The organism is Microbacterium ureisolvens (assembly GCF_015278315.1).
GTDB classification, from domain to species: Bacteria; Actinomycetota; Actinomycetes; order Actinomycetales; family Microbacteriaceae; genus Microbacterium; species Microbacterium ureisolvens.
The window spans coordinates 117,603-143,985 of the sequence record NZ_JADIJE010000010.1 but is presented as its reverse complement, the minus strand read 5'-3'; the positions used below and the strand labels follow the sequence as shown (position 1 = coordinate 143,985).

Below are 26,383 nucleotides of genomic sequence, written 5' to 3'. Positions count from 1 at the left end.
CATGTCAGGATGCCGAGGCGTCGGGGGCGTCGACGGCGCCGCCGAACCGCCGGTTCCTGCCGAGGAACACGTCGATGCCGTGCCACAGATCTTTCCGGGTGAAATCCGGCCACAGTGTGTCGAGGAAGACGAATTCGGCGTAGGCGGACTCCCACAGGAGGAAGTTCGACGTGCGCTGCTCGCCGCTGGAGCGCAGGAAGAGGTCGACGTCGGGCATGTCGGGACGGTACAGCCGACGCTGGATGAGCTTCTCCGACACCGCCGACGGCTTCAGCCGCCCCGCCGCGACGTCGTCGGCGATGGAGCGCATGGCGTCGACGAGCTCGATGCGGCCGCCGTAGTTCACGCACATCGTCAGCGTCAGCACGTCGTTGCCGGTCGTGAGCTGCTCGGCGAACTGGAGTTCCTTGATGACGCTGCCCCACAGGCGCGGCTTGCGGCCCGCCCACTGGATGCGCACGCCCCACTCGTTGAGCTGGTCGCGGCGCCGGTGCAGCACGTCGCGGTTGTAGCCCATGAGAAAGCGGACCTCGTCGGGCGAACGCGACCAGTTCTCGGTCGAGAAGGCGTAGACGGAGAGGTGCTTCACACCGGCCTGGATCGCGCCGGCGACGACATCGAGCAGGGCGGCCTCTCCCGCCTTGTGCCCCTCGATGCGGGTGAGGCCCCGGCGGTTCGCCCAGCGCCCGTTGCCGTCCATGACGATAGCGATGTGGTTCGGCACGCTCCCCTTGGGGTACTCCGGCGGGTAGACGCCGGTCCAGTCCAGCGGGCGATACGGCACCGCGTCGCGGTGCGTATAGGGCTTGGGGCTCACCTGATTCCTTCCGCCGGCGAGGACGAGACATGCGAGAGCGAGCGGATGCCGCGCTCGAGGTGCCATTGCGCGTACGCCGCGATGAGCCCCGAAGCGGCAGCCGTCGAACCCGGGGACGCGGCATCCACCACGTCCCACTCCCCCGCCATGAGGGACTGCAGGAGCGAGACGGTGCTCGGGTCGACGCGCGCGGCGCCTGTCGGCGCGCAGTCGCGGCAGATCATGCCGCCCTGCTGGGCGACGAAGGTGTCGTGCGGGCCGTTGCGACCGCAGCGGGCGCATTCCGAGAGTCCCGGAGCCCAGCCCGAGAGGGCCATCGCGCGCAGCAGGTACGAGTCCAGGACGCTGCGCGACGCGTGCTCGCCGCGTGAGAGCGCCCGCAGTCCGCCCACCAGGAGCAGGTACTGCTGCGGTGTCGCCTCGGCCTCGTTGAGTCGGTCGGCCGCCTCGACCATGGCGTGCGCGGACGTGTAGCGGTCGTAGTGGGCGGCGATCTCGGCCCCGTAGGAGCCGAGCGACTCGGCCTGCTGAACGATGTCGAGCGAGCGCCCCTGGTACAGCTGCACGTCGGCGACCATGAACGGCTCGAGCCGCGCGCCGAACCGCGATGACGTGCGCCGCACCCCCTTGGCGACGGCGCGCAGCTTGCCGTGGCGGCGGCTCAGCATCGTCACGATCCTGTCGGCCTCCCCCAGCTTGTGGGTGCGCAGGACCACGACTTCGTCGCGGTAGGTGGGCACCTGTCAATTATCCCTGCGCGTCCGCCGATCCGGCCGCAGCGGCCGACGCCGACCCCGAAGTGGCGACCAGGCTGGGGTTGATGTTCATTATGTATAATGTTCACTATGTCGGCCACGAAGATTCTGGACACCCTGCTCGCGATCTCGCAGGTTCTCGAGGCCGACCAAGCGCGCGAGCTCGACCGCCGGGGCCTGACCGTGCCCCGTACGCACCTTCTCTGGGTGCTCTACCACGGCGGTCCCGTCACGCAGGCGCAGCTGGCGGAGACCATCGGCGTCACGCCGCGGAACGTCACGACGCTGGTCGACGCGCTCGAGGCGACGGGATTCGCGCGACGCGAACCGCATCCGACCGATCGGCGAGCGGTGCTCGTGCACCTCACCGAACGAGGGCTGACCATCATGGAGACGATGGATGCCGAGCACGAGACGCTCGGCGCCGACCTCGTCGCGGGACTCGATGAAGACACCGTGCGCGTCACCGCGACCGCTCTGCAGCATGTGCTGGAGCGGCTGCAGACTCTCGTCGCAGAGCACGCGGCGCGCGAGGATGAACGCGAGGCGCCGGAATGACCCATCCCGCACCCGCCGACGCCGCGGTGGCGGAAGCGCCCCCTCGACGGAACTCGGTCCTCCGCTTCGCGCGGATGGCCGTGCGCGCCGAGATCGGCATCTGGCAGGCGCTGTACCGCTGGATCTTCCGCCGGCCGCGCGTGCCCGACGGAGCCAGCGGCTTCGCGTACCACGCCCCCGTCATCACGATCCTAATGATCTTCATCGTGCTGTCGGCTGTCGAGATCCCGATCATCGACCTCATCGTGCATCCGTGGCCGTGGGTGCGCATCCCGCTGCTGATCGCGGGGATCTGGGGCCTCACCTGGATGATCGGCCTCGCGCTGAGCTATCTCACGCGTCCGCACGCGGTCGGCCCCGATGGCATCCGCGCCCGGCTCGGTGCCGACATCGACGTCGATCTGCCGTGGGACGTGATCGCTTCGGTGGAGCGGTCGCGCGACGTGGCCGAGAAAGCGCCCAAGGTCCGGGAGGAAGAGCACGGGCGCACACTCGCGCTGCGCATGGCGAACGAGACCAACGTGCTCATCGTCCTCGAGAAGCCGGTGACCACCCGGCTCTCCGAAGAACCGGTCGAGATCGACGCGGTGCGGCTGTGGACCGATGACCTGGACGGCTTCCTCGACGCGGTGCGCACCCACATCCCCTGAATGCACCGACCGACCGCGGCGGCGGGGACAATGGAGGAGTGAACGAGCCGGTCTTCGTGATCCCCCTGTGGGCCGATCTCGTCGCCGTGGGTCTCGGCGGCATCCAGGGCGCGCTCTTCGCCTCCGGCTTCCGGGGAGAGCGGCGCCTCGACATGCTCGGCGTCGCGATCATCGGCATCCTGGTCGGCATGGGCGGCGGACTCATCCGCGACCTGCTCCTGAACGTCGAGCCGACCACGCTGCAGAGCAACTGGTACCTGCTGACCGCGGCCGGGGCCGCTCTCTTCGGCATGCTGCTGGCGGGCCTGTTCCAGCGGCTCAACGCCGTCATCGTCGGGCTCGATGCACTCGTGATCGGCCTCTTCGGCGCCTTCGGCACGAGTAAGGCGCTGGTGCTCGGGCTGCCCCTGATTCCCGCGGTGTTCGTGGGCGTGTGCGCGGCGGTGGGCGGCAGCATCCTCCGCGACGTCATCATGGGCCTGCCCGTCGCCATCATGCACGTGGGCTCCCTCTACGCGGTCGCCGCGGGAGTCGGATGCCTCGTCCTCGCGACCGCGCAGCAGCTCGGCGTCGACGTGGTCGTCGCGGCCGTCATCGGCATCGTCGTGACCGCGGTCATCCGTCTGCTCGCCGTGATCTTCGACATCTCCCTGCCGGAGCAGCGCGCGCTGTACCGCCGCAAGGTGGCCGTCGAGACCTCGACGATCCCGATCGTCAAGCCCTGAGGCATCCGTCCTGCCCGTCGAAAGAGCACGAACAGCACGCCGAACAGCGCTGCGCGGACACTCTTCGCTCTCTCGGCCGTCGGCTCGCCGCTGGGGCGAACACCGACGGGTGCGCACGGGGATCACCCGCGCACACCCGTCGACGGTTCGCGCTCAGACGCCCGCGAGGGCTCCGGAGCGCTCCCGCGTGCGGATGGCGCGGTTCACACCCGACACGATCGCTTTGAGCGATGCGGTCGAGATGTCCGAGTCGATGCCGACGCCCCACAGGCGCTCGCCATCGACCTGGAGTTCGATGTACGCGGCGGCCTGGGCGTCGCCCCCGGCGCTGAGCGCGTGCTCGACGTAGTCGTACAGGGTCACATCGAAGCCTTGGGCGCGGATGATCTCGAGGAACGCGGCCACCGGCCCGTTGCCCCGGCCCGACGCGTCGAAGCGCTCGTCGCCGTCGCGCAGAGTGATATCGAGCGCCACGTCGCCCGACATGTCGCTGCGCGTGCTCGTCGCGAGCAGCTCGAACCGGCCCCAGCGCTCGTCGGCGATGTCGGAGGGCAGGTACTCGTCGGTGAAGATCTTCCAGATCTGGTCGCTCGTGACCTCGCCGCCCTCGGCGTCGGTCTTGGCCTGCACGACACCCGAGAAGTCGATCTGCAGCTTGCGCGGCAGGTCGAGCGAGTGGTCGGTCTTCAGCAGGTAGGCGACGCCGCCCTTGCCGGACTGCGAGTTGACACGGATGACGGCCTCGTACGAGCGGCCCAGGTCCTTCGGGTCGATCGGCAGATACGGCACCGCCCACTCGATCTCGTCGACCGACACGCCGGCCTCGGCCGCGCGCGCCTCCATCGCCTCGAAGCCCTTCTTGATGGCGTCCTGGTGAGATCCGCTGAAGGCGGTGAACACGAGGTCACCGGCCCACGGGCTGCGCTCGTGCACGGGCAGCTGGTTGCAGTACTCGACGGTGCGCTTGACCTGGTCGATGTCGCCGAAGTCGATCTGCGGGTCGATGCCCTGCGTGAACAGGTTGATGCCCAGCGCCACCAGGTCGACGTTGCCGGTCCGCTCGCCGTTGCCGAAGAGGCAGCCCTCGATGCGGTCGGCGCCGGCCATGTAGCCGAGCTCCGCGGCGGCGATGGCGGTGCCGCGGTCGTTGTGCGGGTGCAGCGACAGGATGACGTTCTCGCGGTGGGCCAGGCGACGGCTCATCCACTCGATCGAGTCGGCGTACACGTTGGGCGTGGCCATCTCGACGGTCGCGGGCAGGTTGATGATGACTTTGCGCTCGGGCGTCGGCTCGAAGATCTCGATCACCTGGTTGCACACGTTCAGCGCGAACTCGAGCTCGGTGCCGGTGTAGCTCTCGGGCGAGTACTCGTAGTAGACCTTGGTCTCGGGGATGCGCTTCTCGAACTCGCGGCACAGACGCGCACCCTCGAGGGCGATGTCGATGATGCCCTGCTCGTCGGTGCGGAAGACCACCTCGCGCTGCAGTGTGCTCGTCGAGTTGTACAGGTGCACGATCGCCTGCTTGGCGCCCGCGATGGACTCGTAGGTGCGCTCGATGAGGTGCTCGCGGGCCTGCGTCAGCACCTGGATCGTGACGTCGTCCGGGATCAGGTCCTCTTCGATGAGCTGTCGAACGAAGTCGAAGTCGGTCTGGCTCGCCGAGGGGAAGCCGACCTCGATCTCCTTGTAGCCCATCTTCACGAGGAGGTCGAACATGATGCGCTTGCGCTCAGGGCTCATCGGGTCGATGAGCGCCTGGTTGCCGTCGCGCAGATCGACCGCGCACCAGCGCGGGGCGGTCGTGATGCGCTGGTCCGGCCACGTGCGGTCGGGCAGATCCACCGCGATCTGCTGATGGAACGGCCGATACTTGTGGATCGGCATGCCCGAGGGCTTCTGGGTGTTCTCCATGATTCGTCGCTTCTCTCGTCTTTCGAGCGGTTCACCCGATCGGGTCGGCTCGATGCCTGATGATGCGGGCCAACGAGAAGCTCCGCGACGAGGAAGGCCCTAGAACGAGGTCTCGTCGCGGCGGCTAAGAAGGAGGAGCCCGCCGAAGCGCATGGCACCAGGCTACACCCCGTTCCGGATCCGGCGCGAACCACGCGGAAGACGGATGCCGCGGCATCCCGTTTCTGAGACGATCGGCGCACTCGGGACACCGACCGGGTATGAGAGGTCTTCGTCGCCCTTTCGGCGTCGCCACCACGGCCGCCGTCGTCATGCTCGTCGCAGCGTCATGCGCAAGTGCGCCGCCGGGAAGCACGTCGGACTCGCCGGCGCTCGGATCGGTCACCCCGGTGCCCCCGGAGGGCGAGGTGGCCGCCACGGGAACCGTCCTCGACACCGCCGGCGAGGTGCAGCTGTGCCTGGGCGCGGTGGCCGAGTCGTTCCCTCCGCAGTGCTCGGGAATCCCGCTCGAAGGGTGGACGTGGGACGAGGTCGAAGGCGCCGAATCGTCGGGAGACGTCACCTGGGGCGCGTACGCCGTGCGCGGCACCTACGACGGTGAGACGTTCACGTCCACGCAGCCGCCGATCATGCTGGCGCTCTACGACCCGATCCGGCCGGAGGATCCGACCGGCGGCAAGCCGGGCGCCGGCGACGAGGCGACTCTCGCGGCGATCCAGGAGGAACTGCCCGACAAGCTCGGCGAGTCCTACCTCTCGTCGTTCCCGCAGGACGGCTGGCTGTGGGTGGACGTGGTGTGGGACGACGGAAGCTGGCAGGAAGCCGCCGACGCGGAGTACGGGGCCGACACGATCGTGATCCGGTCGGCGATCACCGAGACCGGCGGCTGAGCATCGTCAGTCGTCGCACTCGCAGATGAGGTTCCACTCGACGACGCGATCGCCCTCCTCGGGACGCGCCCAAGCCTCGGCCTCGGCACGGTCTGAGAACCTGCGCGGTGCAAGGCGGCCGTTCGACATCAGCACACCCACGGCGATGTCGTCGCGCGGATCGTTCCAGGGCAGTGCCTGAGCAGCCGTGGCCGTGGACATCGTGCGCTCCTCTCGGATCGGCTCATGGCCAGGCTACGCCCGTTGCGATCGGTAGGGGCCGGGGCGCAGCATCCGCCCGCCGTCAGAACCCGAGGCGGCCCAGCTGCTTCGGATCGCGCTGCCACTCCTTGGCGATGCGGACGTGGAGCTTGAGGAACACCTTGGTGCCCACGAGCGGCTCGATCTGCGCGCGTGCCCGAGCGCCGACATCACGCAGCCGAGAGCCTTTGTGGCCGATGATGATGCCCTTCTGGCTGTCGCGCTCCACCACGATGTCGGCGTAGATGTCGGTGAGGTCGGAGTCCTCGCGAGGCTCGACATCCTGCACCACCACGGCGATCGAGTGGGGCAGCTCGTCGCGCACCCCGTCGAGGGCGGCTTCGCGGATGATCTCGGCGATGCGATCCTCGGTCGACTCGTCGGTGACGACGCCCTCCGGATACAGCGCGGGCCCTTCCGGCATGAGGGCGAGCAGCTGATCGCTCAGGACGTCGAGCTGATCGCGCGTCAACGCGGACAGCGGGATGACCGCGGCCCAGTCCTCCCGCAGCTGGTCCACCTCGATGAGCCGCTCGGTGATCTGCTCGCGGCTGGCGGCATCCGTCTTCGTGACGATCGCCACCTTCTTCGCACGGCCATAGCCGCTGAGCGACTCGGCGATGCGGCGGTCGCCGGGGCCGACCTTCTCCGTCGCGGGGACGCAAAAGCCGATCACATCGACATCGCCGAGCACCTGCTCGACCAGGTCGTTGAGCCGCTGCCCGAGGAGCGTGCGGGGCTTGTGGAGTCCCGGGGTGTCGACGATGACGAGCTGGCCGGCGGGCCGGTTGAGGATGCCGCGGATGGCACGACGCGTCGTCTGCGGCTTGTCGCTGGTGATCGCGACCTTCTCGCCGACCAGCGCGTTCGTGAGCGTCGACTTGCCCACGTTCGGGCGGCCGACGAACGTGACGAAGCCGGAGCGCCCTTCGACCGGCTCGCTCGCGGCGCCGGCCTCCGGGGTGAAGTCGCTGTCGCTCATGGGGTGTCTTCCTTCCTCGGCAGCCGGATCTCGCCGGTACGGGGGCTCACGACGCGGATCTCACCCGTCCGGGGCGGCCGGCCGATGTCCGTCGCGGGGTCGCCGCGCTCGACGAAGACCGTCGAGATGCCGCGTCCGCGCCCCCGGGAGGCGCCTCCGGTGAGCACGAGGCCGGCGTACTCGGCCGTCGCGCCGGGCTGGGGCACGCGACCGAGCGCCTTGCCGAGCAGTCCCCCTATGGAATCGACGTCCTCGTCCTCGAGCTCGAGGCCGAACAGGTCGCCGACCTCGTCGAGGCCGAGGCGGGCGCTCACCCGGTAGTGGCCGGGTTCGAGCTCGGTGACCTCCGACGCCCGCGGGTCGTACTCGTCGGAGATCTCGCCGACGAGCTCCTCGATGAGGTCCTCGAGGGTGACCAGACCCGACACGCCGCCGTACTCGTCGACGACGAGGCACACGTGAACGGCGTCGCGCTTCATCTGCTGCAGCAGCGTCTCGGCCTTCATCGACTCGGGCACGAATACCGCCGGGCGCGCGATGCGGCTGATCGGGGCGTCCCGCCAGCCCGACTCGTCGCGGAAGCCGAACTGCACGAGGTCCTTGAGGTACAGCACACCCACGACATCGTCGGCGTCGTCGTCGACGATGGGCATGCGCGAGACGCCCTTCTCCAGGAAGATCGTCATCGCCTCCCGCGTCGAGGTCGAGGCATCCACCGTCACCATGTCGGTGCGCGGCACCATGACCGCGCGCACGAAGGTGTCGGTGAAATCGAACACCGAGTGGATGAGCTCGCGGTCGTCCTGTTCGATCAGCTCGTTCTCGGCGGCCTCGTCGATGATGCTGAGCAGCTGCTCCTCGGAGGCGAAGGACGAACCGCGCGACGCGCCCGGCGTGATGCGCGTGCCGAGCGCGACGAGACCGTGCGCCAGCGGACCGAGGATGATGCGGACGCCGCGGATGACCGGCGCCGCGCCGCGCAGCAGTCCCCGTGCGTGCAGGCGGCCGACCGTGCGCGGGCTCGCGCCCACGACGACATACGAAACGCCCGTCATGAGAAGGGCGGCGGCGAGCATCGCCCACCAGATGCTGTTGAAGAGGTCCACGAAGGCGACCGTCACGAGCACCGCCGCCGTCGTCTCAGCGAGCACCCGGATGAAGATCACGGCGTTGGCGTGCGCGTCGGGGTCGGCGGCGATCCTTCGCAACGCCGGCGCGTTGCGTCCATCCGCGCCGAGTTCGGCCAGGTCGGCACGGGACGTGACGCCCATGGCCGCGTCGATCGCGACCATCAACGCCCCGAAGGCGAGAAGCAGCGCGGCTGCTACGAGGAGAAGAGCCGCGGTCATGCGCGGGGTCGTCGGCGCTCGGACGCCTGGAAGGAGGCGATGAGCTCGCGCTGCAGGCCGAACATCTCGCGCTCCTCCTCCGGCTCGGCGTGGTCGAAGCCGAGCAGGTGCAGAAGTCCGTGCGTCGTCAGGAGGATGAGCTCGTCCATCGTGGAGTGCTTGGCGGCGACCGCCTGCGTCTCGGCCACCTGTGGGCACAGCACGATGTCGCCGAGGAGGCCCGCGGGCGTCGGCGCGTCCTCCGTGCCCGGTCGCAGTTCGTCCATCGGGAAGCTCAGGACGTCGGTGGGGCCGGGCTCGTCCATCCACTGCACGTGCAGCGCCTCCATGGCGCCCTCGTCCACGAGCAGGATCGCGACGTCGGCGTCGGGGCTGACGTGCAGCTCGGCGAGGTTGTGCTCCATGAGCCGCAGCAGCACCGTCTCGTCGACCGCGATGCCGGATTCGTTGCCGATCTCGATGGTCATGGGCGTCCTCGCTTCGGAAGGTGGTCACGGGGTCCGCCGCTGCGGCCGATGCCGGCGCGGCGCTCGGCGCGGTTGGCGAATTCGGATGCCTCGTCGCGCTCCCGGCGGGCGGCGATCCGACGCTCGTCGTACTCGCTGTACGCGTCGACGATCCGGCCGACCAGCGTGTGCCGGACGACGTCCTCGCTGGTGAGGTAGGCGAAGTGGATGTCGTCGATGTCGCCGAGCACGCGTGTCACCAGTCGCAGGCCCGATGCGCCCTGGGGCAGGTCGATCTGCGTGATGTCGCCGGTGACGACCATGCGCGTTCCGAAGCCGAGACGCGTGAGGAACATCTTCATCTGCTCGGGCGTGGTGTTCTGCGCCTCGTCGAGCACGACGAACGAGTCGTTCAGCGTGCGCCCGCGCATGTACGCCAGCGGCGCGACCTCGATGGTGCCGGTCGCCATGAGCTTGGGCACGAGCTCGGGGTCCATCATCTCGTTGAGCGCGTCGTACAGCGGGCGCAGGTACGGGTCGATCTTGTCGGTCAGCGTGCCGGGCAGGAATCCGAGCCGCTCCCCCGCCTCCACCGCGGGACGCGTCAGGATGATGCGGCTGACCTCCTTCCGCTGCAGCGCCTGGACCGCCTTGGCCATCGCGAGATAGGTCTTGCCGGTTCCGGCGGGACCGATGCCGAAGACGATCGTGTTCTCCTCGATCGCGTCGACGTACGCCTTCTGCCCGAGGGTCTTCGGGCGGATGACCTTTCCGCGCGACGACAGGATCGCCTCGCCGAGCACCTCGGACGGACGCGGGCCGCCCTCGCTGCGCAGGATGCGGTTGGACGACGCGACGTCCTGCTCGCCGAGGGCGTGGCCGGCCTTGGTCATCGCGAGCAGCTCATCGACGAGCGAACGGGCAGCCGCGACCGCGCCGCGCTCGCCCGTGAGGGTGATCTCGTTGCCGCGGACGTGGACGTCGACACCCGGATGCTCCTTCTCGACGACCCTCAGCAGACGGTCTTGCGGGCCGAGCAGCTGCACCATCGCGACGCCGTCCGCATAGATGCGCTCGACGGTGCTGTCGCGGTCTCCCGCGGGTTCATGACTGTCGTGATCAGTCACCGACACTCTTCTCTTCGAGGCCTCCCGCGAGCACATGGGCGTGCACGTGGAAGACGGTCTGGCCCGCGTTCGGGCCTGTGTTGAATACCAGACGGAAATCGCCGTCGGAGTGCTCCGCGGCCAGCTTGTTCGCGAGTCCCACGAGCTCGGCCAGCAGGTCGGGGTCGCCCGCGGCGAGCTCCACGACGTTGCGGTAGTCCTCCGACTTCGTGATCACCAGCAGGTGCACGGGCGCCTGCGGGTGGATGTCGCGGATCGCGAACGCATTCTCGGTCTCGGCGATGATCTCGGACGGGATCTCCCCGTTGCGGATGCGCGTGAAGATCGACGGTTCGCTCATGCCGCAAGTCTAGCGACGGGCCCCCGGCGCGGGCTCGGACCGGCGGCGGCCACGTCGGCTGCTCACCAGCGCCCGAGCGCGGTGCTGAGCATCGCGAGAGCGGCAGGCCCGGCCGTTGACGTGCGCAGCACCGTGTCGCCGAGTCGCACCAGCTCCGCACCGGCCGTGCGCAGTGCCTCGAGCTCCTCGGAGGAGATCCCGCCCTCCGGGCCCACGACCAGCACGAGGTCGCGTGCCTCGTCCGCGTCAAGTGCGATCCCGCTGAGAGGCGCGTCTGCGGTGGGCTCCAGGATGAGGAGACGGGATGCCGCGGCCCGGCGCGCCAGCGCCGCGGTGGTGGTCAGCTCCCCGACCTCGGGCACCCAGGCTCGGTGCGCCTGCTTGGCGGCCTCGCGCACGATCGTCGCCCAGCGGGCCCGGCCCTTGGCGGCCTTCGCTGCGTCCCAGCGCGAGACGCTGCGCGCCGCCTGCCAGGGCACGATCTCGTCGACACCGAGCTCGGTCGCCGCCTGCACGGCGAGCTCGTCGCGGTCCCCCTTCGCCAGCGCCTGCACGAGCACGACGCGCGGGCTCGGGGACGCGGCATCCGTCCGCTCGCGGATCCGCACCACGACCTCGCGGGGCGCGACCGACTCGATGTCTCCGACGAGCCACGCACCGCGGCCGTCGCCGACCGTGACCTCCTCGCCCACGCGGACCCGGCGAACAGTCGAGGCGTGGTGCGCCTCCGCGCCCGTGAGCGTCACGGTGTCGCCGGGCCTCGCGGAGGCGGGTTCGTCGAGGAGGAAGTGCAGGGCCACGACTCAGGCGTTCCGGAACCGGTCGCGCAGCTTCGCGAACAGGCCCTGGTGGAACTCGGCGAGCTTGGGCGCGGGCGCCTTCGTGCGCTTGGCGAACTCCTCGATGAGGGCGCGCTCCTTGTGGTCCAGGCGCGTCGGGGTCACCACGTGCACGCCGACCCTCAGATCGCCGCGCTGCGAACCGCGCAGCGGCGTGATGCCGCGGCCCTTGATCGTCAGCACATCGCCGCCCTGGACGCCCGGGCGCACCTCGAGCTCGACGGGTCCGTCGAGCGACTCGATGGTCGTGGTCGTGCCGAGGATCGCGTCGGGCATCGAGACCTCGAGCGTCGCCAGCAGGTCGTCGCCGTCGCGGCTGAAGACCTCGTGCGGCTGGACGGTGACCTCGATGTACAGGTCGCCGTTGGGGCCGCCCGCGGGGCCGACCTCGCCCGAGCCCGGCAGCTGCAGGCGCAGGCCGGTCTCGACGCCGGCCGGGATGTCGAGCGACACGGTGCGGCGCGCACGCACGCGGCCCTGGCCCTGGCACGTCGCGCACGGGTACGGGATCGTCGTGCCGTAGCCCTGGCACACGTTGCACGGCTGCGTGGTCACGACGTTGCCGAGGAGGCTGCGCACCTGGCGCTGGACGTTGCCGGTGCCGTGGCAGATGTCGCACGTGACCGGGCTGGTCCCGGGCTGACAGCACGAGCCCTGGCACGTCTCGCAGACCACCGCGGTGTCGACCTCGATGTCGCGATGCGTGCCGAAGACCACGTCGCCGAGTTCGAGGGTCACCCGGACGAGGGCGTCCTGGCCCCGTTCGCGGCGCGAGCGCGGCCGGCCTGCCCGCGCGCCGCCCGCGGCGCCGAAGAAGGTCTCGAAGATGTCGTTGAACCCGCCGAAGCCGCCGGCTCCGCCGCCGAACGGCGAGTCCCCGCCGCCCATGTCGTAGCGGGCGCGCTGCTCGGGGTCGCTGAGCACGTCGTACGCGTGCGTCACCAGCTTGAATCGCTCGGACGCCTCTTCGCCGGGGTTGACGTCGGGGTGCAGCTGCCGGGCCAGCTTGCGGTAGGCCTTCTTGATCTCGTCGGTGGAGGCGTCGCGTGAGACGCCGAGGACCTCGTAGTGGTCAGCCACTTTCGCCTTCCTGTCGCGGCCGTGCCGCGGATTCGTGGGTGCGCGCGAGCGTCAGCGGGAGTTCTCGTCCTGCTCGAGCATGCGCGTGAGATAGCGCGCGACGGCACGGACCGCCGCGAGGTTCGTGGGGTAGTCCATGCGGGTCGGCCCGAGCACGCCGACGCGCGCCAGCGAGCCGGTCGCGTCGTAATCGCTGGCGACGACGGATGCCTCGCCCAGGCCGAACGCCGCGTTCTCGCGTCCGATGCTGGCGGCGAGGCCCTGCTCGTCCGCGACCATCTCTCCCATCAGTCGCAGGAGCGTCACCTGCTCCTCGATCGCCTCGAGAAGGGGGTAGATGCTCCCGCGGAAGTCGGACTCACTGCGAGCGAGGTTCGCGCTGCCGGCCATCACGAGCTTGTCCTGGCGGAACTCCTCGAGCTCCTCAGCGACGGCACGCACGATCTCGTCGGTCGCGCGCTCGTGGGCAGGGGCCTTCGCATCCGGTCCGTCGAGCCGCTCGGCGATGCGCTGCAGGCCTTCGCGCACGGGGCGTCCGACGAGCAGGGTTCCGAGGCGCGCGCGGATGTGCGCGAGGTCGGCGTCATCGAACTCGTCGCCGACGAAGGTGAGGCGCTGAGAGACCCGCCCGGTGTCGGTGACCACGATCACCAGCATCCGTCCGCCGCCGAGCTGGACCAGTTCGACGTGGGTGACCGTGGCGCGCGCGAAGGACGGATACTGCACGATGGCGACCTGGCCGGTCAGCTGCGTCAGGGCGCGCACCGTGCGCACGAGCGCGTCGTCGAGGTCGCCGGGGCCGTCGAGGAAGGACGCGATGGCCGCTCGCTGCGCCGGGGACAGCGGGCGCAGCTCGGCCAGGTGGTCGACGAAGACGCGATAGCCCTTGTCGGTCGGCACGCGTCCGGACGACGTGTGCGGAGCCGCGATCAGCTCCTCGTCCTCCAGCAGCGCCATGTCGTTGCGGATGGTCGCCGCCGACACGCCGAAGGCGTGCCGCTCGACGATCGCCTTGCTGCCGACAGGCTCGCGCGTGTCGACGTAGTCCTGGACGATCGCCCGCAGCACCTGCAGACCTCGCTCGCTGACCATCCCGCCTCCTCACGCTGCTGTTGAGACCTGGCACTCGCATGACTCGAGTGCCAATTCTATCCGATGCCTCGCCACGATCGCCGAGCGACGGCCGACGACACACGGAGCGCCGGCCCGGAACGACCGGCGGGCCTCACTCGGTGAGCGCGCGCACGACGGCGTCGGCCAGGAGCCGTCCGCGACGGGTCAGCACGACGCGTCCGCGCAGGGCCGCCGGCCCCTCGATCAGGCCGTCCGCGATCAGCGCGGCGACGGCGTGGCGGCCCTCGCCGAGCAGCTCCTCGATCGGCAGCCCGTCACGGATGCGCGTGCGCAGCAGCACACCCTCGAGCGCCCGGGCTGCGGCATCCGGGATCTCCCGTCCCGCCGCCGGCGACTCCCCCGCCGCGAGACGCTGGGCGTAGGCGGCGGGGTGCTTGACGTTCCAGAACCGCACGCCGCCGATGTGGCTGTGCGCCCCGGGTCCGAAACCCCACCAGTCGGAGCCCGTCCAGTACGCCAGGTTGTGGCGGGAACGGTGCGCGTCGCCGCGTGACCAGTTCGACACCTCGTACCAGTCGAAGCCGGCGCCGGCGAGGAGATCGTCGGCCAGCTCGTACATGTCCGCCTGGAGGTCGTCGTCCGGCGCGGGGACTTCGCCCCGACGGATCTGACGGGCGAGCTTGGTTCCCTCCTCGATGATGAGGGCGTAGGCCGAGATGTGATCGGGCTGCAGGGCCACGGCCTCCTCGATCGAGGCCCGCCAGTCGTCGAGCGACTCCCCGGGCGCCCCGTAGATGAGGTCGACGCTGACGTCGAGTCCCGCGCCGCGCGCCGCGGCCACGGCGGTGCGGACGTTGGCGGGGTCGTGCGTGCGGTCGAGGGCCGCGAGCACGTGCGGCACGGTGGACTGCATGCCGATCGACAGCCGGGTGACCCCAGCCGCGGCCAGCTCGGCCGCGACCGCCGGCGAGACGGTGTCGGGATTCGCCTCGACCGTCACCTCGGCCCCGGTCGCGATGCCGAACGCGTCGCGCACGCCGCCCAGCATGCGCGCCAGATCGCCGGGCGGGAGGAGCGTCGGCGTGCCGCCGCCGAAGAACACGGTCGATGCCGGACGGTTGCCGCCGGAGCCCGCGAGCACCCGGGCCGCGAGGCCGATCTCGCCGAGCAGCGTGTCGGCGTACTGGTCCTGGCGGGTGCCGCGCAGCTCGGAGGAGGTGTAGGTGTTGAAGTCGCAGTACCCGCAGCGCACACGGCAGAACGGCACGTGCAGGTAGACGCCGAAGTCGGTCGCCGGGTCGACGCGCGTGCCCGGCGGCAGCGAGCCGTCCGCGGGAACGGGCTCGCCGAGCGGAAGAGCTGAGCCCATCAGCGCCTCAGGCCGGCGTCGTGTACAGCGGCGAGATGGCCCGGAGGTACCGGGTGAACAGCTCGCGGCGCCGACGCTTCGTGAGTCCGGGGATCATCCGGTACAGCAGCGCGCGGGGCGCGTCGAAGGCCCGGACGGTGAACCAGACCTCGTCGTTGTCGTACCAGTCGATCATGAACGACTCCTCGCCGCTGACGACCGAGTCGCCCACGGTCCCCAGAGCGAACCCGACGCGCCGAGGTTCCTCGACGGCGAAGATCACGCGCAGCTCGGCGTCGGCGCGGAGGCCGCGCACGCGACCGTCGACACGGATCGTCGTCCCGGCGCTGACGTAGGGCGTGCCGTCCGCGTCGAAGCGCTGTTCGGTCTCGGAGCGGCTGGGCGCGATCGGCGTGCCCTCGGCGTCGAAGCTCACGCCCGAGTACATCGGCCCCGACGCCGGCCGCACGTCGGTGACCTCGAGCCCCGCCCCGCGCTGCGCCGTCCACGACATCAGCGCCTCGCCGGCGGCCTGGAAGCGCGCCTCGCCGCTTCCGATGCGCCACGACTGCTCCGCCGGGATGCTGCGCTCCGGCGGATAGTGCATCAGATCCGGCGCCTGCGTCGCCCCGACGGCGGCGTAGTCGACGGTGTCGTCACGGAATGTCCCTCGACGCATGGATTCCAGCCTACTTCGCGAGACTCATCACTTCTTGGCAGGACCCTCGACGTCACCCGAGAGCGCGGCGATGAACGCCTCCTGGGGGACCTCGACGCGACCCACCATCTTCATGCGCTTCTTGCCCTCCTTCTGCTTCTCGAGCAGTTTGCGCTTGCGGGTGATGTCGCCGCCGTAGCACTTCGCCAGGACGTCCTTGCGCATCGCGCGGATGTTCTCGCGCGCGATGATGCGCGCGCCGATGGCGGCCTGGATGGGCACTTCGAACTGCTGGCGCGGGATGAGCTTGCGCAGCCGCTCGGTCATCATCGTGCCGTAGGCGTAGGCCTTCTCGCGGTGGACGATCGAGCTGAACGCGTCGACCTTGTCGCCCTGGAGCAGGATGTCGACCTTGACCAGGTCGGCGGTCTGCGAGCCGGCGGGTTCGTAGTCGAGGCTGGCGTAACCCTGCGTCTTGGACTTCAGCTGGTCGAAGAAGTCGAACACGATCTCGCCGAGCGGCATGTGGTAGCGCAGCTCGACGCGGTCCTCGCTGAGGTAGTCCATGCCGAGAAGTGATCCGCGGCGCGACTGGCACAGCTCCATCACGGTGCCGACGTAGTCCTTGGGGAGCAGGATGCCGACCTTCACCACCGGCTCGGACACCTCGGCTACCCGGCCGTCGGGATACTCGCTGGGGTTCGTGACGACGACCGTCTCGCCGGTGTCGGTGAGCACCTCGTAGGTGACCGAAGGTGCGGTCGTGATGAGGTCGAGGTCGAACTCGCGGGAGAGCCGCTCGGTGATGATCTCGAGGTGCAGCAGTCCCAGGAAGCCGCAGCGGAAGCCGAAGCCGAGCGCGACCGAGGTCTCGGGCTCGTACTGGAGCGACGCGTCCGACAGCTTCAGCTTGTCGAGGGCCTCGCGCAGATCGGCGTAGTCGCTGCCGTCGATCGGATAGATGCCCGAGAAGACCATCGGCTTCGGGTCGGTGTAGCCCGGCAGAGCCTCGGAGGCGGGCTTTCGCTGATTGGTGATCGTGTCGCCGACCTTCGACTGGCGCACATCCTTCACGCCGGTGATGAGGTAGCCGACCTCGCCGACGCCCAGGCCCTTGGTCGGAACCGGCTCGGGGCTGGAGACGCCGATCTCGAGGAGATCGTGCGTCGCTCGGGTCGACATCATCTGGATCCGCTCGCGCGGCTCCAGCTTGCCGTCGACCATGCGGACGTAGGTCACCACGCCGCGGTAGGAGTCGTACACCGAGTCGAAGATCATGGCGCGGGCCGGGGCATCCGCGTTCCCCTTCGGAGCGGGGATCTGCTCGACGATGCGGTCCAGCAGCGTCTCGACGCCCATGCCGGTCTTGCCGCTCACTCGCAGCACGTCGTCGGGGTCTCCGCCGATCAGGTTCGCGAGCTCCGCCGCGAACTTCTCGGGGTCGGCCGCCGGAAGGTCGATCTTGTTGAGCACGGGGATGATGTGAAGATCGTTCTCGAGCGCGAGATACAGGTTCGCGAGCGTCTGCGCCTCGATGCCCTGGGCTGCGTCGACGAGCAGGATGGCGCCCTCGCAGGCGGCCAGCGAGCGCGAGACCTCGTACGTGAAGTCGACGTGGCCGGGCGTGTCGATCATGTTGAGCGCGAACGTTTCGTCACCGGTCGACCACGGCATGCGCACGGCCTGCGACTTGATCGTGATGCCGCGCTCGCGCTCGATGTCCATGCGGTCGAGGTACTGCGCGCGCATGTCGCGGTCGGCGACGACGCCGGTGATCTGCAGCATGCGGTCGGCCAGCGTCGACTTGCCGTGGTCGATGTGGGCGATGATGCAGAAGTTGCGGATCAGCTCGGGCGGTGTGGCGGACGGCTCGAGGGGCTTCAGGGCGCGCGGTGACATGTCCAGACGATTCTACGGGTGACGGATGCCGCAACCCTGCGAGCGGCCGGATCGCCGTGCGGTCAGGTGGGCGCAGGGATCCGGCCGATGCCCTCCAGAAGTTCTGCGCGGTCGCTCGCGACGCACACGCGGATCCATCCCTCGCCGGATGCGCCGAACGCGCTTCCCGGCGCGACGGCGACGCCCCGCTCGTCGAGGAGACGCTCGCACCACGCCACCACGTCGCCCGCCGACACGTGCGAGACGTCGATCCACAGGTAGAACGCGCCGGTGGGCGCCAGATAGCGCAGACCGCGCGCGTCGAGGGCGGCCGTCGCCGCCGCGAGGTTGTCGCGGTAGTGCGCGGCGCTGCGCTGCACGGCGGCCTGGTCGCCGGTGAGCGCCGCGGCGGCGGCCCGCTGCGACGGCTCGTCGACGCAGCTCACGACCGACTCCTGCACACGGAGCATGGTCTGCCGCCAGCCCGGCGGCGTGACGAGCCAGCCGACGCGAGCGCCGGTCATGGCGTAGGTCTTCGACATCGAGAACACCGACAGCACGCGACGGTCCGCGTCCAGGGTGGCGGGGCTCACGTGCGGCTCGCCCCACGTGAAGCGCTCGTACACCTCGTCGCTGATCAGCCAGAGGTCGTGCCGTCGTGCCAGCGCGAGCAGCGCCTGCAGGGTCTCCCGATCGAAGGTCGAGCCGAGCGGGTTGGATGGCGTGTTCACGATCAGGGCGCGCGTGCGCGGCGTCACCAGCGCTTCGAGCTCGGCGAGGTCGGGCTGGAATGCGCGCTGGGGACGCAGCGGGTACGGCACGGGAACTGCCTGCAGGAGGTGCGCGTTCATCGTGAAGGTCGTATAGCCGGGATCGGGCACCAGGATCTCGTCCCCGCGCGACAGCGTGAGCGCCATCGCGAGGTACAGCGCCTGCGTCGCGCCGACCGTCACCCAGATCTGCTCAGGGTGGACCTCCAGGCCGTTCTCGCGGGCCAGTTTCGAGCGGATAGCCTCGCGGAGCGCGGGGATGCCGCCGTTCGGCGTGTAGCGGATCGCGCCGGCCCGCCAGGCGTCGGCAGCCGCATCCCGGATCTCCGCACCGGCAACCTCACCCGGCTCGCCGACCGCCAGGATGATCGTGCCGGGCCGGCGCAGGGCGCGCTCGAGGATGTGGCGTACGCCGGAGCCCGGCATGCGCGCGATGTGCGGGGCGATGTCGGGCATGCCGCCATGCTAGGCGCGCCCCCGGCTAGCCTGTTCGTCATGACGGTCCAGGTCGTGCTCGTGCACGGCATCCGGACGTCCGCGACGATGTGGCGCTCGCAGGTTGAGTATCTGGCCGCACGGGGCAACCCGGTGACCGCTGTCGATCTGCCCGGGCACGGCGGGCGCATCGCGGAGGAGTTCACCCTGGAGTCGGCGTTCGAGACGATCGACGGCGCGGTACGAGCCGCCGCGGAGCACGGGCCGGTCCTGCTGTCGGGTCACTCGATGGGCGGGCTCCTGTGCATCGAGTACGTCGGCGCCGAGGAACCCCCTCCGGTCGCCGGCTTCGTCGCTGCATCGTGCACCGCCATCCCGCGCGGGGTCGGCCTTGCGACGTATCGGGTGCTGGCCCGCGGGTTCGACTCGCTCCCCGACCGCGGCATGTGGCTCACCGACCGGATGCTCGATCGCATCCTCCCGCACGAGACGCGCGCGGACTTCGGCGCCGGCGGCTACGCGCTGGACGCGCAGGATGTCGCGCTGCGGAGCCTCTCGGTGCTCGATCTCCTCGCCGCTCTCCGGCGGATCGAGGTGCCGCTGTGGTTCGTCAACGGCCAGTACGACCAGCTGCGCGTCAACGAGCGGCTGTTCATGCGGATCGCCCCGCACGCCGAGCTCGTCGTCGTTCCGCGAACGACCCACCACGTCACCGTGATGCGCCCCCGCGTGTTCAACGCGCTGCTCGAGGTCGCCCTGACGACGCTCGAAGCCTCAGACGATTGAGCCGGAGCGCTCTCTGCTGTGGATGGCGTAGGTCATGAGCCCGCCGGCGATCGAGACCACTCCCCCCACCAAGAAGAGCAGCCAGAAGCCGCCGACGAGCGCCACCAGTCCCGCGCCCAGGAGCGGGCCGATGAGCTGCCCGAGGCTCGCTGACACGTTGACGAAGCCGAGGTCCCGGGCGTGGTCCTCGGGATACGGCAGCAGGTCTGTGCCCAGAGCCAGTCCGACGGACATGTACGCGCCGTAGCCGATGCCGAGGAGGGCCGCCGCGATCATCGCGGAGGTGAGCGACGGTGCGACCACGAGCACGATCGAGGCCACCCCCTGGAGCACGGCGGACCAGACGACGAACGGGATGCGGCGCCTCGTGCGGTCGGAGATCCGCCCCGACACGATCGAGGCGACGACGACGAACAGCGTGTAGACGAGGATCAGGAGCAGCAGCTCGTCCTCGGCGGTCGACGGATCCCGGTGGAGCCCGTACAGCAGGAAGAACAGCAGCAAGCCGGTGCCGAGGGCATTGCCGATGTTGACGGTGAGGCGGCCGGCCAGGAGCCACGCGAAGTCCCGGTCGCCGAGCACGGCGAGGCGCTCGCGCAGCGTCCGCACCTCCCGCGCGACGGCGGCGTCCGCCGGTGCCGGCGGGTCGGGCAGCAGCAGCGCGGCGGCGGTGCCGATCACCGCCAGGAACCCGGCCAGCACGAGATAGCCCACCGCGACGCCCAGCTCGAGAAGCACGATCACGCCCACGCCGACCACGATGCCGAGGGCCTGCGACGACGAGACGGCCGCGGAGGCGGCACCGCGCTGCGTCGTCAGCTGGTCGGCGATGAGGGCCGTGAAGGCCGCTGAGGCGACCGCGATCCCCACCGAGACCCCGACCCACGCCACCCCGACGCCCCACGGGCCCGACGCGAAGGCGATGGCGACCAGCGACAGCGTGGCGAGCCAGACGCCCGTCAGCGCCCACGGCCGTCGCCTGCCCATCCGGCCCCTCGTGCGGTCGGAGAGTCCGCCCGCAATGGGCGCGGCGATGACGCCGGCGACGCCGCCGACGGCGAGCACGAGACCCGACGAGACGACACCCGAGACCCAGCCGTCGGCGTCGTCGGGCGTGTCGAGCTGCAGCGGGATGAGGAGCTGCAGAGGGGTGAGCTGCACCGTCCACAGCGCCAGCCAGGCGAGGGTGAAGAGAGTGAACCACCGCGCGCCGGCTTTGGCGCCCTGCGCCCCGCTCATGAGCGCGCCCCTGCGATGAGTTCGCGGTACCAGTCGAACGACGCCTTGGGGGTGCGTGCCCCGCTGTCGAAGTCGACGTGGACGAGGCCGAAGCGCTGCGACCAGCCGTCGGCCCATTCGAAGTTGTCCAGGAGCGACCACACCGTGTACTCGCGGACGTCCACACCCGCCCGAGCCGCGGCTCCCACCGCGTCGATGTGCCCCGCGAGGTAAGCGATGCGCTGTTCGTCGTCGACGGGCCGGTCGACGTGGTCCGGCTCCGGGAATGATGCGCCGTTCTCGCCGATCACGAGCGGAGGCAGCCGGTCGCCGTAGCGCTCGCGGAAGTCGAGCAGCAGCTCCGTGAGCGCGGTGGGCACGATGGGCCACTCCGGCCCGAATCCCGTGACGGGGGCGCCGGGCGTCGGCACGAGCTCGAACGGCACGGGGCTTCCGGGGGGTGCGGCGGCGATCGTCGTCGGGTTGTAGAAGTTCACACCGTAGAAGTCCCCCGGCGTGGAGATCAGCTCGAGGTCACCCGGCACCGCAGCCATTTCGGGGATGCCGAGTGCTGCGAGGTCGGGGTACGCGCCGGCGAGCACGGGGTCGGCGAAGATCCGGTTGTGCAGGACGTCGTAGACGCCGGCCGCCGCGAGATCGGCATCCGCCCGCGACGCCGGCAGGACCAGCGTGTGATTGTTGACGATGCCCACCTCTTCCGCGCCCGCGGCCCGTATCGCCTGAATCGCCAGCCCGTGTGCCAGCAGCTGGTGGTGCACGGTGGGGAGCGAGCCGAACAGCAGCTGACGGCCCGGGGCGAGCGTGCCGACCGCATACCCCTGCAGCGACGTCGAGACCGGTTCGTTGAGCGTGTACCAGTGACGGATGCGGTCACCCAGCGCGTCGGCGACGATCTCGGCGTACTCGCCGAAGCGCAGCGCCGTGTCGCGCTCGAGCCACCCGCCCTGCGCCTCGAGCACGCTCGGAAGATCCCAGTGGTACAGCGTCGCGAAGGGTGTGACGCCTGCGCTGTGCAGGTCGTCCGCGAGGCGCCGGTAGTAGTCGAGTCCCGCCTGCAGGATGGGACCGCCCGGTTCCGGCTGAACGCGCACCCATGAGATCGAGAAGCGGTAGCGGTCCACGCCCAGGCGCGCGACGAGTCCGACGTCCTCGGCGTGCCGCCGGTAGCTGTCGGGTCCGGGATCGGCCGTGGCGCCGTCACGGACGGCACCAGGCGTGTCGACGAAGTCGTCCCAGATCGAGCGTCCGCGCCCGTCGGTGTCGCGGGACCCCTCCACCTGGAAGGCAGCCGTCGCCGTGGACCATCGGAACCCCGGCGGGAACGGCGAGAGGTCGACGGACGGATGCTGCGGCACGGCGGACTCCTTCGTCACGGGTCGCGCGTCGGGAGGCGCGAGCACCCACGCGTCGATCATGCATCATGGACGGGGCTCGGCGTTCGGTGCCTGTGGACAGATCCGCGGGAGCCGTGGGCGTCAACGGGCCGCTCGCCGACCTGATAGAATCCTTGTTTGGCTTGCGTGTGGGTTCGCCCTCACGACCGCCGCCAGGCGCCCCTCTCTCGCCGAACGGCACATCAAACCGATTCACCTCCGAACGAAAGAACCGTCGACACGTGGCGAACATCAAGTCGCAGATCAAGCGCAACAAGACCAACGAGAAGGCGCGCGAGCGCAACAAGGCCGTCAAGAGCGAGCTGAAGACGCTCGTCCGTCGCACCCGCGAGGCCATCGCCGCGGGCGACAAGGCCGCCGCAGAGCAGGCGCTCGGCAAGGCCAGCAAGAAGCTCGACAAGGCCGTCAGCAAGGGCGTCATCCACCAGAACCAGGCGGCGAACCGCAAGTCGGCCATCGCCAAGCAGGTCTCGGCGCTCTGATGCTCCCCCGGCTCCGCCGGGCATGACACTCGAAAAGGCCCGTCCCGCAAGGGGCGGGCCTTTCGCATGGGCCGGGTCAGGCGCCGTACGGCGCGCGCGTCGCGATGACGGTGATCATGCGCTCGAGCGCGAAGACGGCGTCGCGGGAGCCGCCTTTGACCTCGGCATCCGCCCGTGCCGTCGCCTGGATCGCCCGGCCGAGGCTCTCCTCGTTCCATCCCACGAGATCTCTGCGGGCGCGGTCGACCTGCCAGTCCTTCATGCCCAGGCGTGCGGCGAGGGCTGAGGCGGACTCCCGGTTGCCGGCCACGCGGGCCATGGTCCGAAGCTTCATCGCGACCGCGGCCACGAGCGGGACGGGATCGGCGCCCGACGCCAGCGCGTGACGGAGGGCGATGAGCGCCTCGCCGTAGCGGCCTGCGATGGCGGTGTCGGCGACGGTGAAGGCGGAGGTCTCGACGCGGCCGCCGTAGTAGCGCTCGACGATCTGATCGGTGATGTCGCCGGGGACGTCGGCGATGAGCTGCTGGCACGCGGCCGCGAGCTCGGTCAGATCGTCGGCGAAGGCGGAGACGAGGGCGCGCAGCGCTGAGGGCGCGATGCGCTTCTTGGCGGACTGGAACTCACCGGCGGCGAAGTCGAACCGGTCCGAATCGCGCTTCACCGCCGGGCAGGCGATCTCGACCCCGGAGCCCTGCCCCGCGCGGATCGCGTCGAGGAGCTTCTTGCCGCGCACGCTCGCGCCGGTATGGCGCAGCACCACCGTGGCGCCGTCCTGCGGGGCGGAGAGGTAGGAGATCGCCTCGGCGAGGAACGTGTCGGAGCACTTCTCCACCCCGCTCACGCGAACCAGCCGCGGCTCGCCGAACAGCGACGGCGAGGTGACACCGAGCAGCGTGCCCGCGGCGTAGTCGTCGGCGCGGATGTCGGAGACCTCGAGCGTGGGATCTTCGGCACGCAGATACTCGCGAACGCCCGCGATCGCGCGTTCGGCGCACACCTCTTCCGGGCCCGAGACGAGGACGATCGGCGCAGGCTGGGGCGACCGCCACGACAGCTGCGGGATGGCGCTGCGCGTCGCCTTCGCGGGTGCTCGGCGTGCGGTGGGTGCCATGACACCAGCCTACCGACGGCCGCCGACGCCCCGTCGCGCCCAGCCCTCGCTCGGGTCCGGCGCTCCGGTCGGACAGCTCTCCCGTCTCCCCTCCCGGAGCACGCTCACCCGCCCCGTTCACGCCACACGCTCACCCCGCCGACCTCCGACGACCACAGCGCGATCGCGCCCTCCCGGTCGGTGCGGTGCGTGCGGGCCCCCACCGCCTTGAGGATGTCGAGCGCCTCGTCGCGCGGATGGTCGTAGTCGTTCCCGGCGCCCACGGTGACCAGAGCGACGGCGGGCTGCGCGCGTGCATAGATCTCGGCGTCCTGGTCGGCGCTGCCGTGGTGTGCGACCTTGACGATCGCGTAGGGCGGCGATAGCGCGCCGGATGCCGTCAGCACGCGCTGCGGCGATGCCGACAGGTCCCCCAGCAGCAGGGTGGCCGGGATACCGCCGCCGCGGACGTCGAGGACGACGCTGGCATCGTTACCGACGGGAAAGGCGCGGCTGCCGGACTTGGGCCACAGCACCCGCCACCGCGCGTCACCGAGGGAGCCGGTCGATCCGCTGGACGCTTCGACCGCCCGCGCTCCGCGGGAAGTCAGCGAGGCGATCAGCATCGCCGCGGCCGCGTCGGCGGGGCCGTGCAGCACCGTGCCGACCCGGCCGTCCAGCGCGTCGACGCCGCCGACGTGGTCGAGGTCCCAGTGGGTGAGCACGAGGAGGTCGATCCTGTCGATGCCTGCCCGAGACAGACACGCGGCGAGCGGCTCGGGCGCGGGTCCGGTGTCGACGAGGGCGACGGCTCCCGCAGAGCGGAGCAGGACGGCGTCGCCCTGGCCGACGTCGCACGCCAGCACCGACCATTCCGAGGGGAGCGTCCATCTCCCGACGACGGTGGTGAGCGCGCCGGCACCGAGCCCGACGCCCCCGATGACCGCGACGAGCGCGATGGAGACGACGCGCGCGATCCGGCGGCGGAGCGCACCACCCCGTTCGAGTGTGATGACCAGTCCGATCGCCAGGCCGAGTGCCGCCAAGGCGACGGCGCCCGGCCATCCTTCCAGCCACGGCATCGCGTCGGCGGGCAGCGCCGCGGCGGTCGTGGCCGTCGCCGCGATCCACGACGCGGGAATCCACGCCAGGGCGGCCAGACCTGACTGCAGCCACGGCAGGGGCGCGCTCAGGCAGGCGGCGAGGCCGAGCACCGTGGCCGCCGGCGCCGCGGGGCCGGCGATCAGGTTCGCGAGTACACCGTAGACCGGCACGGTGGGCTGGATGAGGATGAGGAGCGGCCCGCACGCGAGCTGTGCCGCCAGCGGAACGGCGAGGGCGAGGGCGAGCGGGCGCGGAACGACGCGGGCGAGTCCGCCGGTCAGAGGTCGCGTGCACACGAGCAGCGATGCGGTCGCCGCGACCGAGAGCGCGAAGCCGAGCGAGGCCGCCAGCCACGGGTCGAGCACCAGGAGCAGCGCCACCGCGGCGGACAGCACCGCGATGCCCGCCCCGCTGCGACCGAGCAGGATCGCCAGCATGGCGATCGCGGCCATCGCGCCGGCCCGCACGACGCTCGGCTCAGGAGTCACGAGCAGCACGAAGCCGACCAGCACGCCGAGCCCGCTGGCCACCCGTCCACGGCGTGAGGCACCGCAGGCCGCGGCGACGGCGAAGGCGATTCCGACGACGAGCGCGCAGTTCGCGCCCGACACCGCCGTCAGGTGCGACAGCGAGGCCTCCTTCATCGCGCCGTCGAGCGCCGGCGACACGATGGAGGTGTCGCCGACGGCGAGGCCGGGAACGAGCCCTGCTCCCTCCCCGGGCAGGCCGCGGACGGCGCTCACGAGGCCGCGGCGGAGGTCGGATGCGATGCGGGCCGCACCCTCCGGCGGCCGGCGGACCTCGACGCCGCGCGACGCCCACAGCACCAGTACGGCGCGCTCCCCCGCCCTCGCGGGTTGCGCCGTGCCCTTCGCCTCCACCACGGCCCCGACGTCGAGCTGTTCCGGGTCGCCGACCTCGGCGGGTGCGACGCGCACCGTGATCTCCACCTCCGCTCGGTGCGCCTCGGCCCCCGTCGTGAGGATCGTCGATCGAGCGTCGAATGAGAGGCTCCCGTCGGCGCGCCTCTCGAGCTTGCCCACGACGGTGGCGCGGGCCTCGACCGCCCGCCCGCCGTCCAGCGCCAGCTGCGAGACTCCGGCTCGCTCGGGCTGGGCCCACGCGACGTGCGACGCGGCCGCCGCAGAACCCGCCGCCGCCAGCACGGTCACCACGATCACGCGCCGCAGGCCGTTCCGGGGAGCGCGCCGCCGTCGCCCTGTATCGCGGCCGCCGGCGGAGTCCGCGACAGAACCGAGGCGCAGGAGCACCACGAGCCCCACTGCGACGAGCGACCACAGCACGAAGGCGACCCATGGTGAGGTGTCGGGCGCGAGGATCGCGGCGGCTGCACCTGCCCAGGTCGCCCCGGCCACGGGTGCCAGGCGCAGGCCGGCGCGGTGCCGCACG

26 protein-coding genes are annotated in these 26,383 nt (G+C 70.7%); 6 read left to right on the top strand and 20 right to left on the bottom strand.

Translation table 11 applies throughout. The annotated features are described in order from the left end of the window. Positions 1-4: 4 nt before the first annotated feature. Together IM767_RS15585 and recO are read right to left on the bottom strand one after the other, a co-directional pair. Positions 5-817, bottom strand: a complete 813-nt coding sequence (locus IM767_RS15585) for an isoprenyl transferase (RefSeq protein WP_109211237.1) — start codon at positions 815-817, stop codon at positions 5-7. Then, positions 814-1,557, bottom strand: coding sequence for a DNA repair protein RecO (recO, locus tag IM767_RS15580; RefSeq protein WP_109211236.1), 744 nt, complete (start codon positions 1,555-1,557; stop codon positions 814-816). Before recO ends, IM767_RS15585 begins: the two co-directional genes overlap by 4 nt. Positions 1,558-1,662: 105 nt before the next feature. Here recO and IM767_RS15575 point away from each other — a divergent pair, with 105 nt between their 5' ends. Genes IM767_RS15575 through IM767_RS15565 form a run of 3 tightly spaced genes read left to right on the top strand, consistent with a single transcriptional unit; the run spans position 1,663 to position 3,505 of the window. Next, positions 1,663-2,130 (top strand): MarR family winged helix-turn-helix transcriptional regulator, encoded by a 468-nt coding sequence (locus IM767_RS15575; RefSeq protein WP_162564332.1) that lies wholly within the window; start codon positions 1,663-1,665, stop codon positions 2,128-2,130. Continuing rightward, the gene (locus tag IM767_RS15570) at positions 2,127-2,780 is read left to right on the top strand and encodes a hypothetical protein (protein WP_109211234.1); all 654 of its coding nucleotides are present in this window, start codon (positions 2,127-2,129) and stop codon (positions 2,778-2,780) included. The genes IM767_RS15575 and IM767_RS15570 overlap by 4 nt, the downstream gene beginning before the upstream one ends. 38 nt (positions 2,781-2,818) lie before the next feature. Beyond that, complete coding sequence (locus IM767_RS15565) at positions 2,819-3,505, top strand: trimeric intracellular cation channel family protein (RefSeq protein ID WP_109211233.1); 687 nt, start codon at positions 2,819-2,821, stop codon at positions 3,503-3,505. Positions 3,506-3,658: 153 nt separating this feature from the next. On the opposite strand, the gene leuA is transcribed toward IM767_RS15565, so the two are convergent. Beyond that, the gene (gene leuA / locus IM767_RS15560; RefSeq protein ID WP_109211232.1) at positions 3,659-5,419 is read right to left on the bottom strand and encodes a 2-isopropylmalate synthase; all 1,761 of its coding nucleotides are present in this window, start codon (positions 5,417-5,419) and stop codon (positions 3,659-3,661) included. Between the two features lie 260 nt (positions 5,420-5,679). Here leuA and IM767_RS15555 point away from each other — a divergent pair, with 260 nt between their 5' ends. Beyond that, on the top strand, positions 5,680-6,309 hold the full coding sequence (locus tag IM767_RS15555; protein ID WP_109211231.1) for a hypothetical protein: 630 nt from the start codon (positions 5,680-5,682) through the stop codon (positions 6,307-6,309). A gap of 6 nt (positions 6,310-6,315) precedes the next feature. Here IM767_RS15555 and IM767_RS15550 read toward each other — a convergent pair whose 3' ends face one another. The 13 genes from IM767_RS15550 to IM767_RS15490 all read right to left on the bottom strand — a co-directional run bounded on the left by IM767_RS15550 (position 6,316) and on the right by IM767_RS15490 (position 18,896). Next, on the bottom strand, positions 6,316-6,510 hold the full coding sequence (locus tag IM767_RS15550; RefSeq protein WP_109211230.1) for a hypothetical protein: 195 nt from the start codon (positions 6,508-6,510) through the stop codon (positions 6,316-6,318). 82 nt (positions 6,511-6,592) lie between these two features. Then, positions 6,593-7,531: a GTPase Era gene (era, locus tag IM767_RS15545; protein ID WP_109211229.1), complete on the bottom strand. Its 939-nt coding sequence runs from the start codon at positions 7,529-7,531 to the stop codon at positions 6,593-6,595. Continuing rightward, a complete protein-coding gene (locus IM767_RS15540) occupies positions 7,528-8,880 on the bottom strand; it encodes a hemolysin family protein (protein ID WP_109211228.1) in 1,353 nt (450 codons plus the stop codon). Before IM767_RS15540 ends, era begins: the two co-directional genes overlap by 4 nt. Next, complete coding sequence (gene ybeY, locus IM767_RS15535) at positions 8,877-9,347, bottom strand: rRNA maturation RNase YbeY (RefSeq protein ID WP_109211227.1); 471 nt, start codon at positions 9,345-9,347, stop codon at positions 8,877-8,879. The genes IM767_RS15540 and ybeY overlap by 4 nt, the downstream gene beginning before the upstream one ends. Then, entirely contained in the window at positions 9,344-10,375 is a 1,032-nt protein-coding gene (locus IM767_RS15530) for a PhoH family protein (protein ID WP_198426023.1), read from the bottom strand. Before IM767_RS15530 ends, ybeY begins: the two co-directional genes overlap by 4 nt. A gap of 70 nt (positions 10,376-10,445) precedes the next feature. Next, positions 10,446-10,793 (bottom strand): HIT domain-containing protein, encoded by a 348-nt coding sequence (locus IM767_RS15525; RefSeq protein ID WP_109211225.1) that lies wholly within the window; start codon positions 10,791-10,793, stop codon positions 10,446-10,448. Between the two features lie 62 nt (positions 10,794-10,855). Next, entirely contained in the window at positions 10,856-11,593 is a 738-nt protein-coding gene (locus IM767_RS15520; RefSeq protein ID WP_109211224.1) for a 16S rRNA (uracil(1498)-N(3))-methyltransferase, read from the bottom strand. A 3-nt stretch (positions 11,594-11,596) separates the two neighbouring features. Continuing rightward, positions 11,597-12,712: a molecular chaperone DnaJ gene (gene dnaJ, locus IM767_RS15515; RefSeq protein ID WP_109211223.1), complete on the bottom strand. Its 1,116-nt coding sequence runs from the start codon at positions 12,710-12,712 to the stop codon at positions 11,597-11,599. A gap of 51 nt (positions 12,713-12,763) precedes the next feature. Then, a complete protein-coding gene (gene hrcA, locus IM767_RS15510) occupies positions 12,764-13,804 on the bottom strand; it encodes a heat-inducible transcriptional repressor HrcA (RefSeq protein WP_109211222.1) in 1,041 nt (346 codons plus the stop codon). A 133-nt stretch (positions 13,805-13,937) separates the two neighbouring features. Beyond that, positions 13,938-15,155: a radical SAM family heme chaperone HemW gene (gene hemW, locus IM767_RS15505; RefSeq protein WP_109211221.1), complete on the bottom strand. Its 1,218-nt coding sequence runs from the start codon at positions 15,153-15,155 to the stop codon at positions 13,938-13,940. 7 nt (positions 15,156-15,162) lie between these two features. Continuing rightward, positions 15,163-15,813, bottom strand: coding sequence for a DUF1990 family protein (locus IM767_RS15500; protein WP_109211220.1), 651 nt, complete (start codon positions 15,811-15,813; stop codon positions 15,163-15,165). Positions 15,814-15,840: 27 nt separating this feature from the next. Continuing rightward, positions 15,841-17,691 (bottom strand): translation elongation factor 4, encoded by a 1,851-nt coding sequence (gene lepA, locus IM767_RS15495; RefSeq protein ID WP_109211219.1) that lies wholly within the window; start codon positions 17,689-17,691, stop codon positions 15,841-15,843. A gap of 62 nt (positions 17,692-17,753) precedes the next feature. Further along, positions 17,754-18,896: a pyridoxal phosphate-dependent aminotransferase gene (locus IM767_RS15490; protein WP_109211218.1), complete on the bottom strand. Its 1,143-nt coding sequence runs from the start codon at positions 18,894-18,896 to the stop codon at positions 17,754-17,756. A 39-nt stretch (positions 18,897-18,935) separates the two neighbouring features. Between IM767_RS15490 and IM767_RS15485 the strand changes: the two genes are divergently transcribed. Beyond that, the gene (locus IM767_RS15485; RefSeq protein ID WP_109211217.1) at positions 18,936-19,661 is read left to right on the top strand and encodes an alpha/beta fold hydrolase; all 726 of its coding nucleotides are present in this window, start codon (positions 18,936-18,938) and stop codon (positions 19,659-19,661) included. On the opposite strand, the gene IM767_RS15480 is transcribed toward IM767_RS15485, so the two are convergent. Both IM767_RS15480 and IM767_RS15475 read right to left on the bottom strand, forming a co-directional pair. Beyond that, entirely contained in the window at positions 19,650-20,900 is a 1,251-nt protein-coding gene (locus IM767_RS15480) for an MFS transporter (RefSeq protein ID WP_109211216.1), read from the bottom strand. The genes IM767_RS15485 and IM767_RS15480 overlap by 12 nt on opposite strands. Next, entirely contained in the window at positions 20,897-22,315 is a 1,419-nt protein-coding gene (locus IM767_RS15475; RefSeq protein WP_109211215.1) for a GH1 family beta-glucosidase, read from the bottom strand. Before IM767_RS15475 ends, IM767_RS15480 begins: the two co-directional genes overlap by 4 nt. 200 nt (positions 22,316-22,515) lie before the next feature. Between IM767_RS15475 and rpsT the strand changes: the two genes are divergently transcribed. Continuing rightward, positions 22,516-22,776 carry a 30S ribosomal protein S20 gene (gene rpsT / locus IM767_RS15470; protein WP_109211214.1) on the top strand — a complete coding sequence of 87 codons (261 nt, stop codon included), beginning with the start codon at positions 22,516-22,518 and terminating at the stop codon, positions 22,774-22,776. A gap of 76 nt (positions 22,777-22,852) precedes the next feature. Here the strand turns inward: rpsT and holA are convergent, their stop codons facing one another. Next, positions 22,853-23,890, bottom strand: a complete 1,038-nt coding sequence (gene holA / locus IM767_RS15465; protein ID WP_109211213.1) for a DNA polymerase III subunit delta — start codon at positions 23,888-23,890, stop codon at positions 22,853-22,855. Between the two features lie 104 nt (positions 23,891-23,994). After that, on the bottom strand, positions 23,995-26,382 hold the full coding sequence (locus tag IM767_RS15460; RefSeq protein WP_239453405.1) for a ComEC/Rec2 family competence protein: 2,388 nt from the start codon (positions 26,380-26,382) through the stop codon (positions 23,995-23,997). Position 26,383: the final 1 nt, after the last annotated feature.

Bases quoted from the DNA above. Each gene is read 5' to 3' on its own strand.
- IM767_RS15575 (WP_162564332.1), top strand. From the start codon at position 1,663: ATGTCGGCCACGAAGATTCTGGACACCCTGCTCGCGATCTCGCAGGTT.
- IM767_RS15570 (WP_109211234.1), top strand. From the start codon at position 2,127: ATGACCCATCCCGCACCCGCCGACGCCGCGGTGGCGGAAGCGCCCCCT.
- leuA (WP_109211232.1), bottom strand. From the start codon at position 5,419: ATGGAGAACACCCAGAAGCCCTCGGGCATGCCGATCCACAAGTATCGG.
- IM767_RS15555 (WP_109211231.1), top strand. From the start codon at position 5,680: ATGAGAGGTCTTCGTCGCCCTTTCGGCGTCGCCACCACGGCCGCCGTC.
- IM767_RS15550 (WP_109211230.1), bottom strand. From the start codon at position 6,510: ATGTCCACGGCCACGGCTGCTCAGGCACTGCCCTGGAACGATCCGCGC.
- era (WP_109211229.1), bottom strand. From the start codon at position 7,531: ATGAGCGACAGCGACTTCACCCCGGAGGCCGGCGCCGCGAGCGAGCCG.
- IM767_RS15540 (WP_109211228.1), bottom strand. From the start codon at position 8,880: ATGACCGCGGCTCTTCTCCTCGTAGCAGCCGCGCTGCTTCTCGCCTTC.
- ybeY (WP_109211227.1), bottom strand. From the start codon at position 9,347: ATGACCATCGAGATCGGCAACGAATCCGGCATCGCGGTCGACGAGACG.
- IM767_RS15530 (WP_198426023.1), bottom strand. From the start codon at position 10,375: ATGGTGCAGCTGCTCGGCCCGCAAGACCGTCTGCTGAGGGTCGTCGAG.
- IM767_RS15525 (WP_109211225.1), bottom strand. From the start codon at position 10,793: ATGAGCGAACCGTCGATCTTCACGCGCATCCGCAACGGGGAGATCCCG.
- hrcA (WP_109211222.1), bottom strand. From the start codon at position 13,804: ATGGTCAGCGAGCGAGGTCTGCAGGTGCTGCGGGCGATCGTCCAGGAC.
- hemW (WP_109211221.1), bottom strand. From the start codon at position 15,155: ATGGGCTCAGCTCTTCCGCTCGGCGAGCCCGTTCCCGCGGACGGCTCG.
- IM767_RS15500 (WP_109211220.1), bottom strand. From the start codon at position 15,813: ATGCGTCGAGGGACATTCCGTGACGACACCGTCGACTACGCCGCCGTC.
- lepA (WP_109211219.1), bottom strand. From the start codon at position 17,691: ATGTCACCGCGCGCCCTGAAGCCCCTCGAGCCGTCCGCCACACCGCCC.
- IM767_RS15490 (WP_109211218.1), bottom strand. From the start codon at position 18,896: ATGCCCGACATCGCCCCGCACATCGCGCGCATGCCGGGCTCCGGCGTA.
- IM767_RS15485 (WP_109211217.1), top strand. From the start codon at position 18,936: ATGACGGTCCAGGTCGTGCTCGTGCACGGCATCCGGACGTCCGCGACG.
- IM767_RS15480 (WP_109211216.1), bottom strand. From the start codon at position 20,900: ATGAGCGGGGCGCAGGGCGCCAAAGCCGGCGCGCGGTGGTTCACTCTC.
- IM767_RS15475 (WP_109211215.1), bottom strand. From the start codon at position 22,315: ATGATCGACGCGTGGGTGCTCGCGCCTCCCGACGCGCGACCCGTGACG.
- holA (WP_109211213.1), bottom strand. From the start codon at position 23,890: ATGGCACCCACCGCACGCCGAGCACCCGCGAAGGCGACGCGCAGCGCC.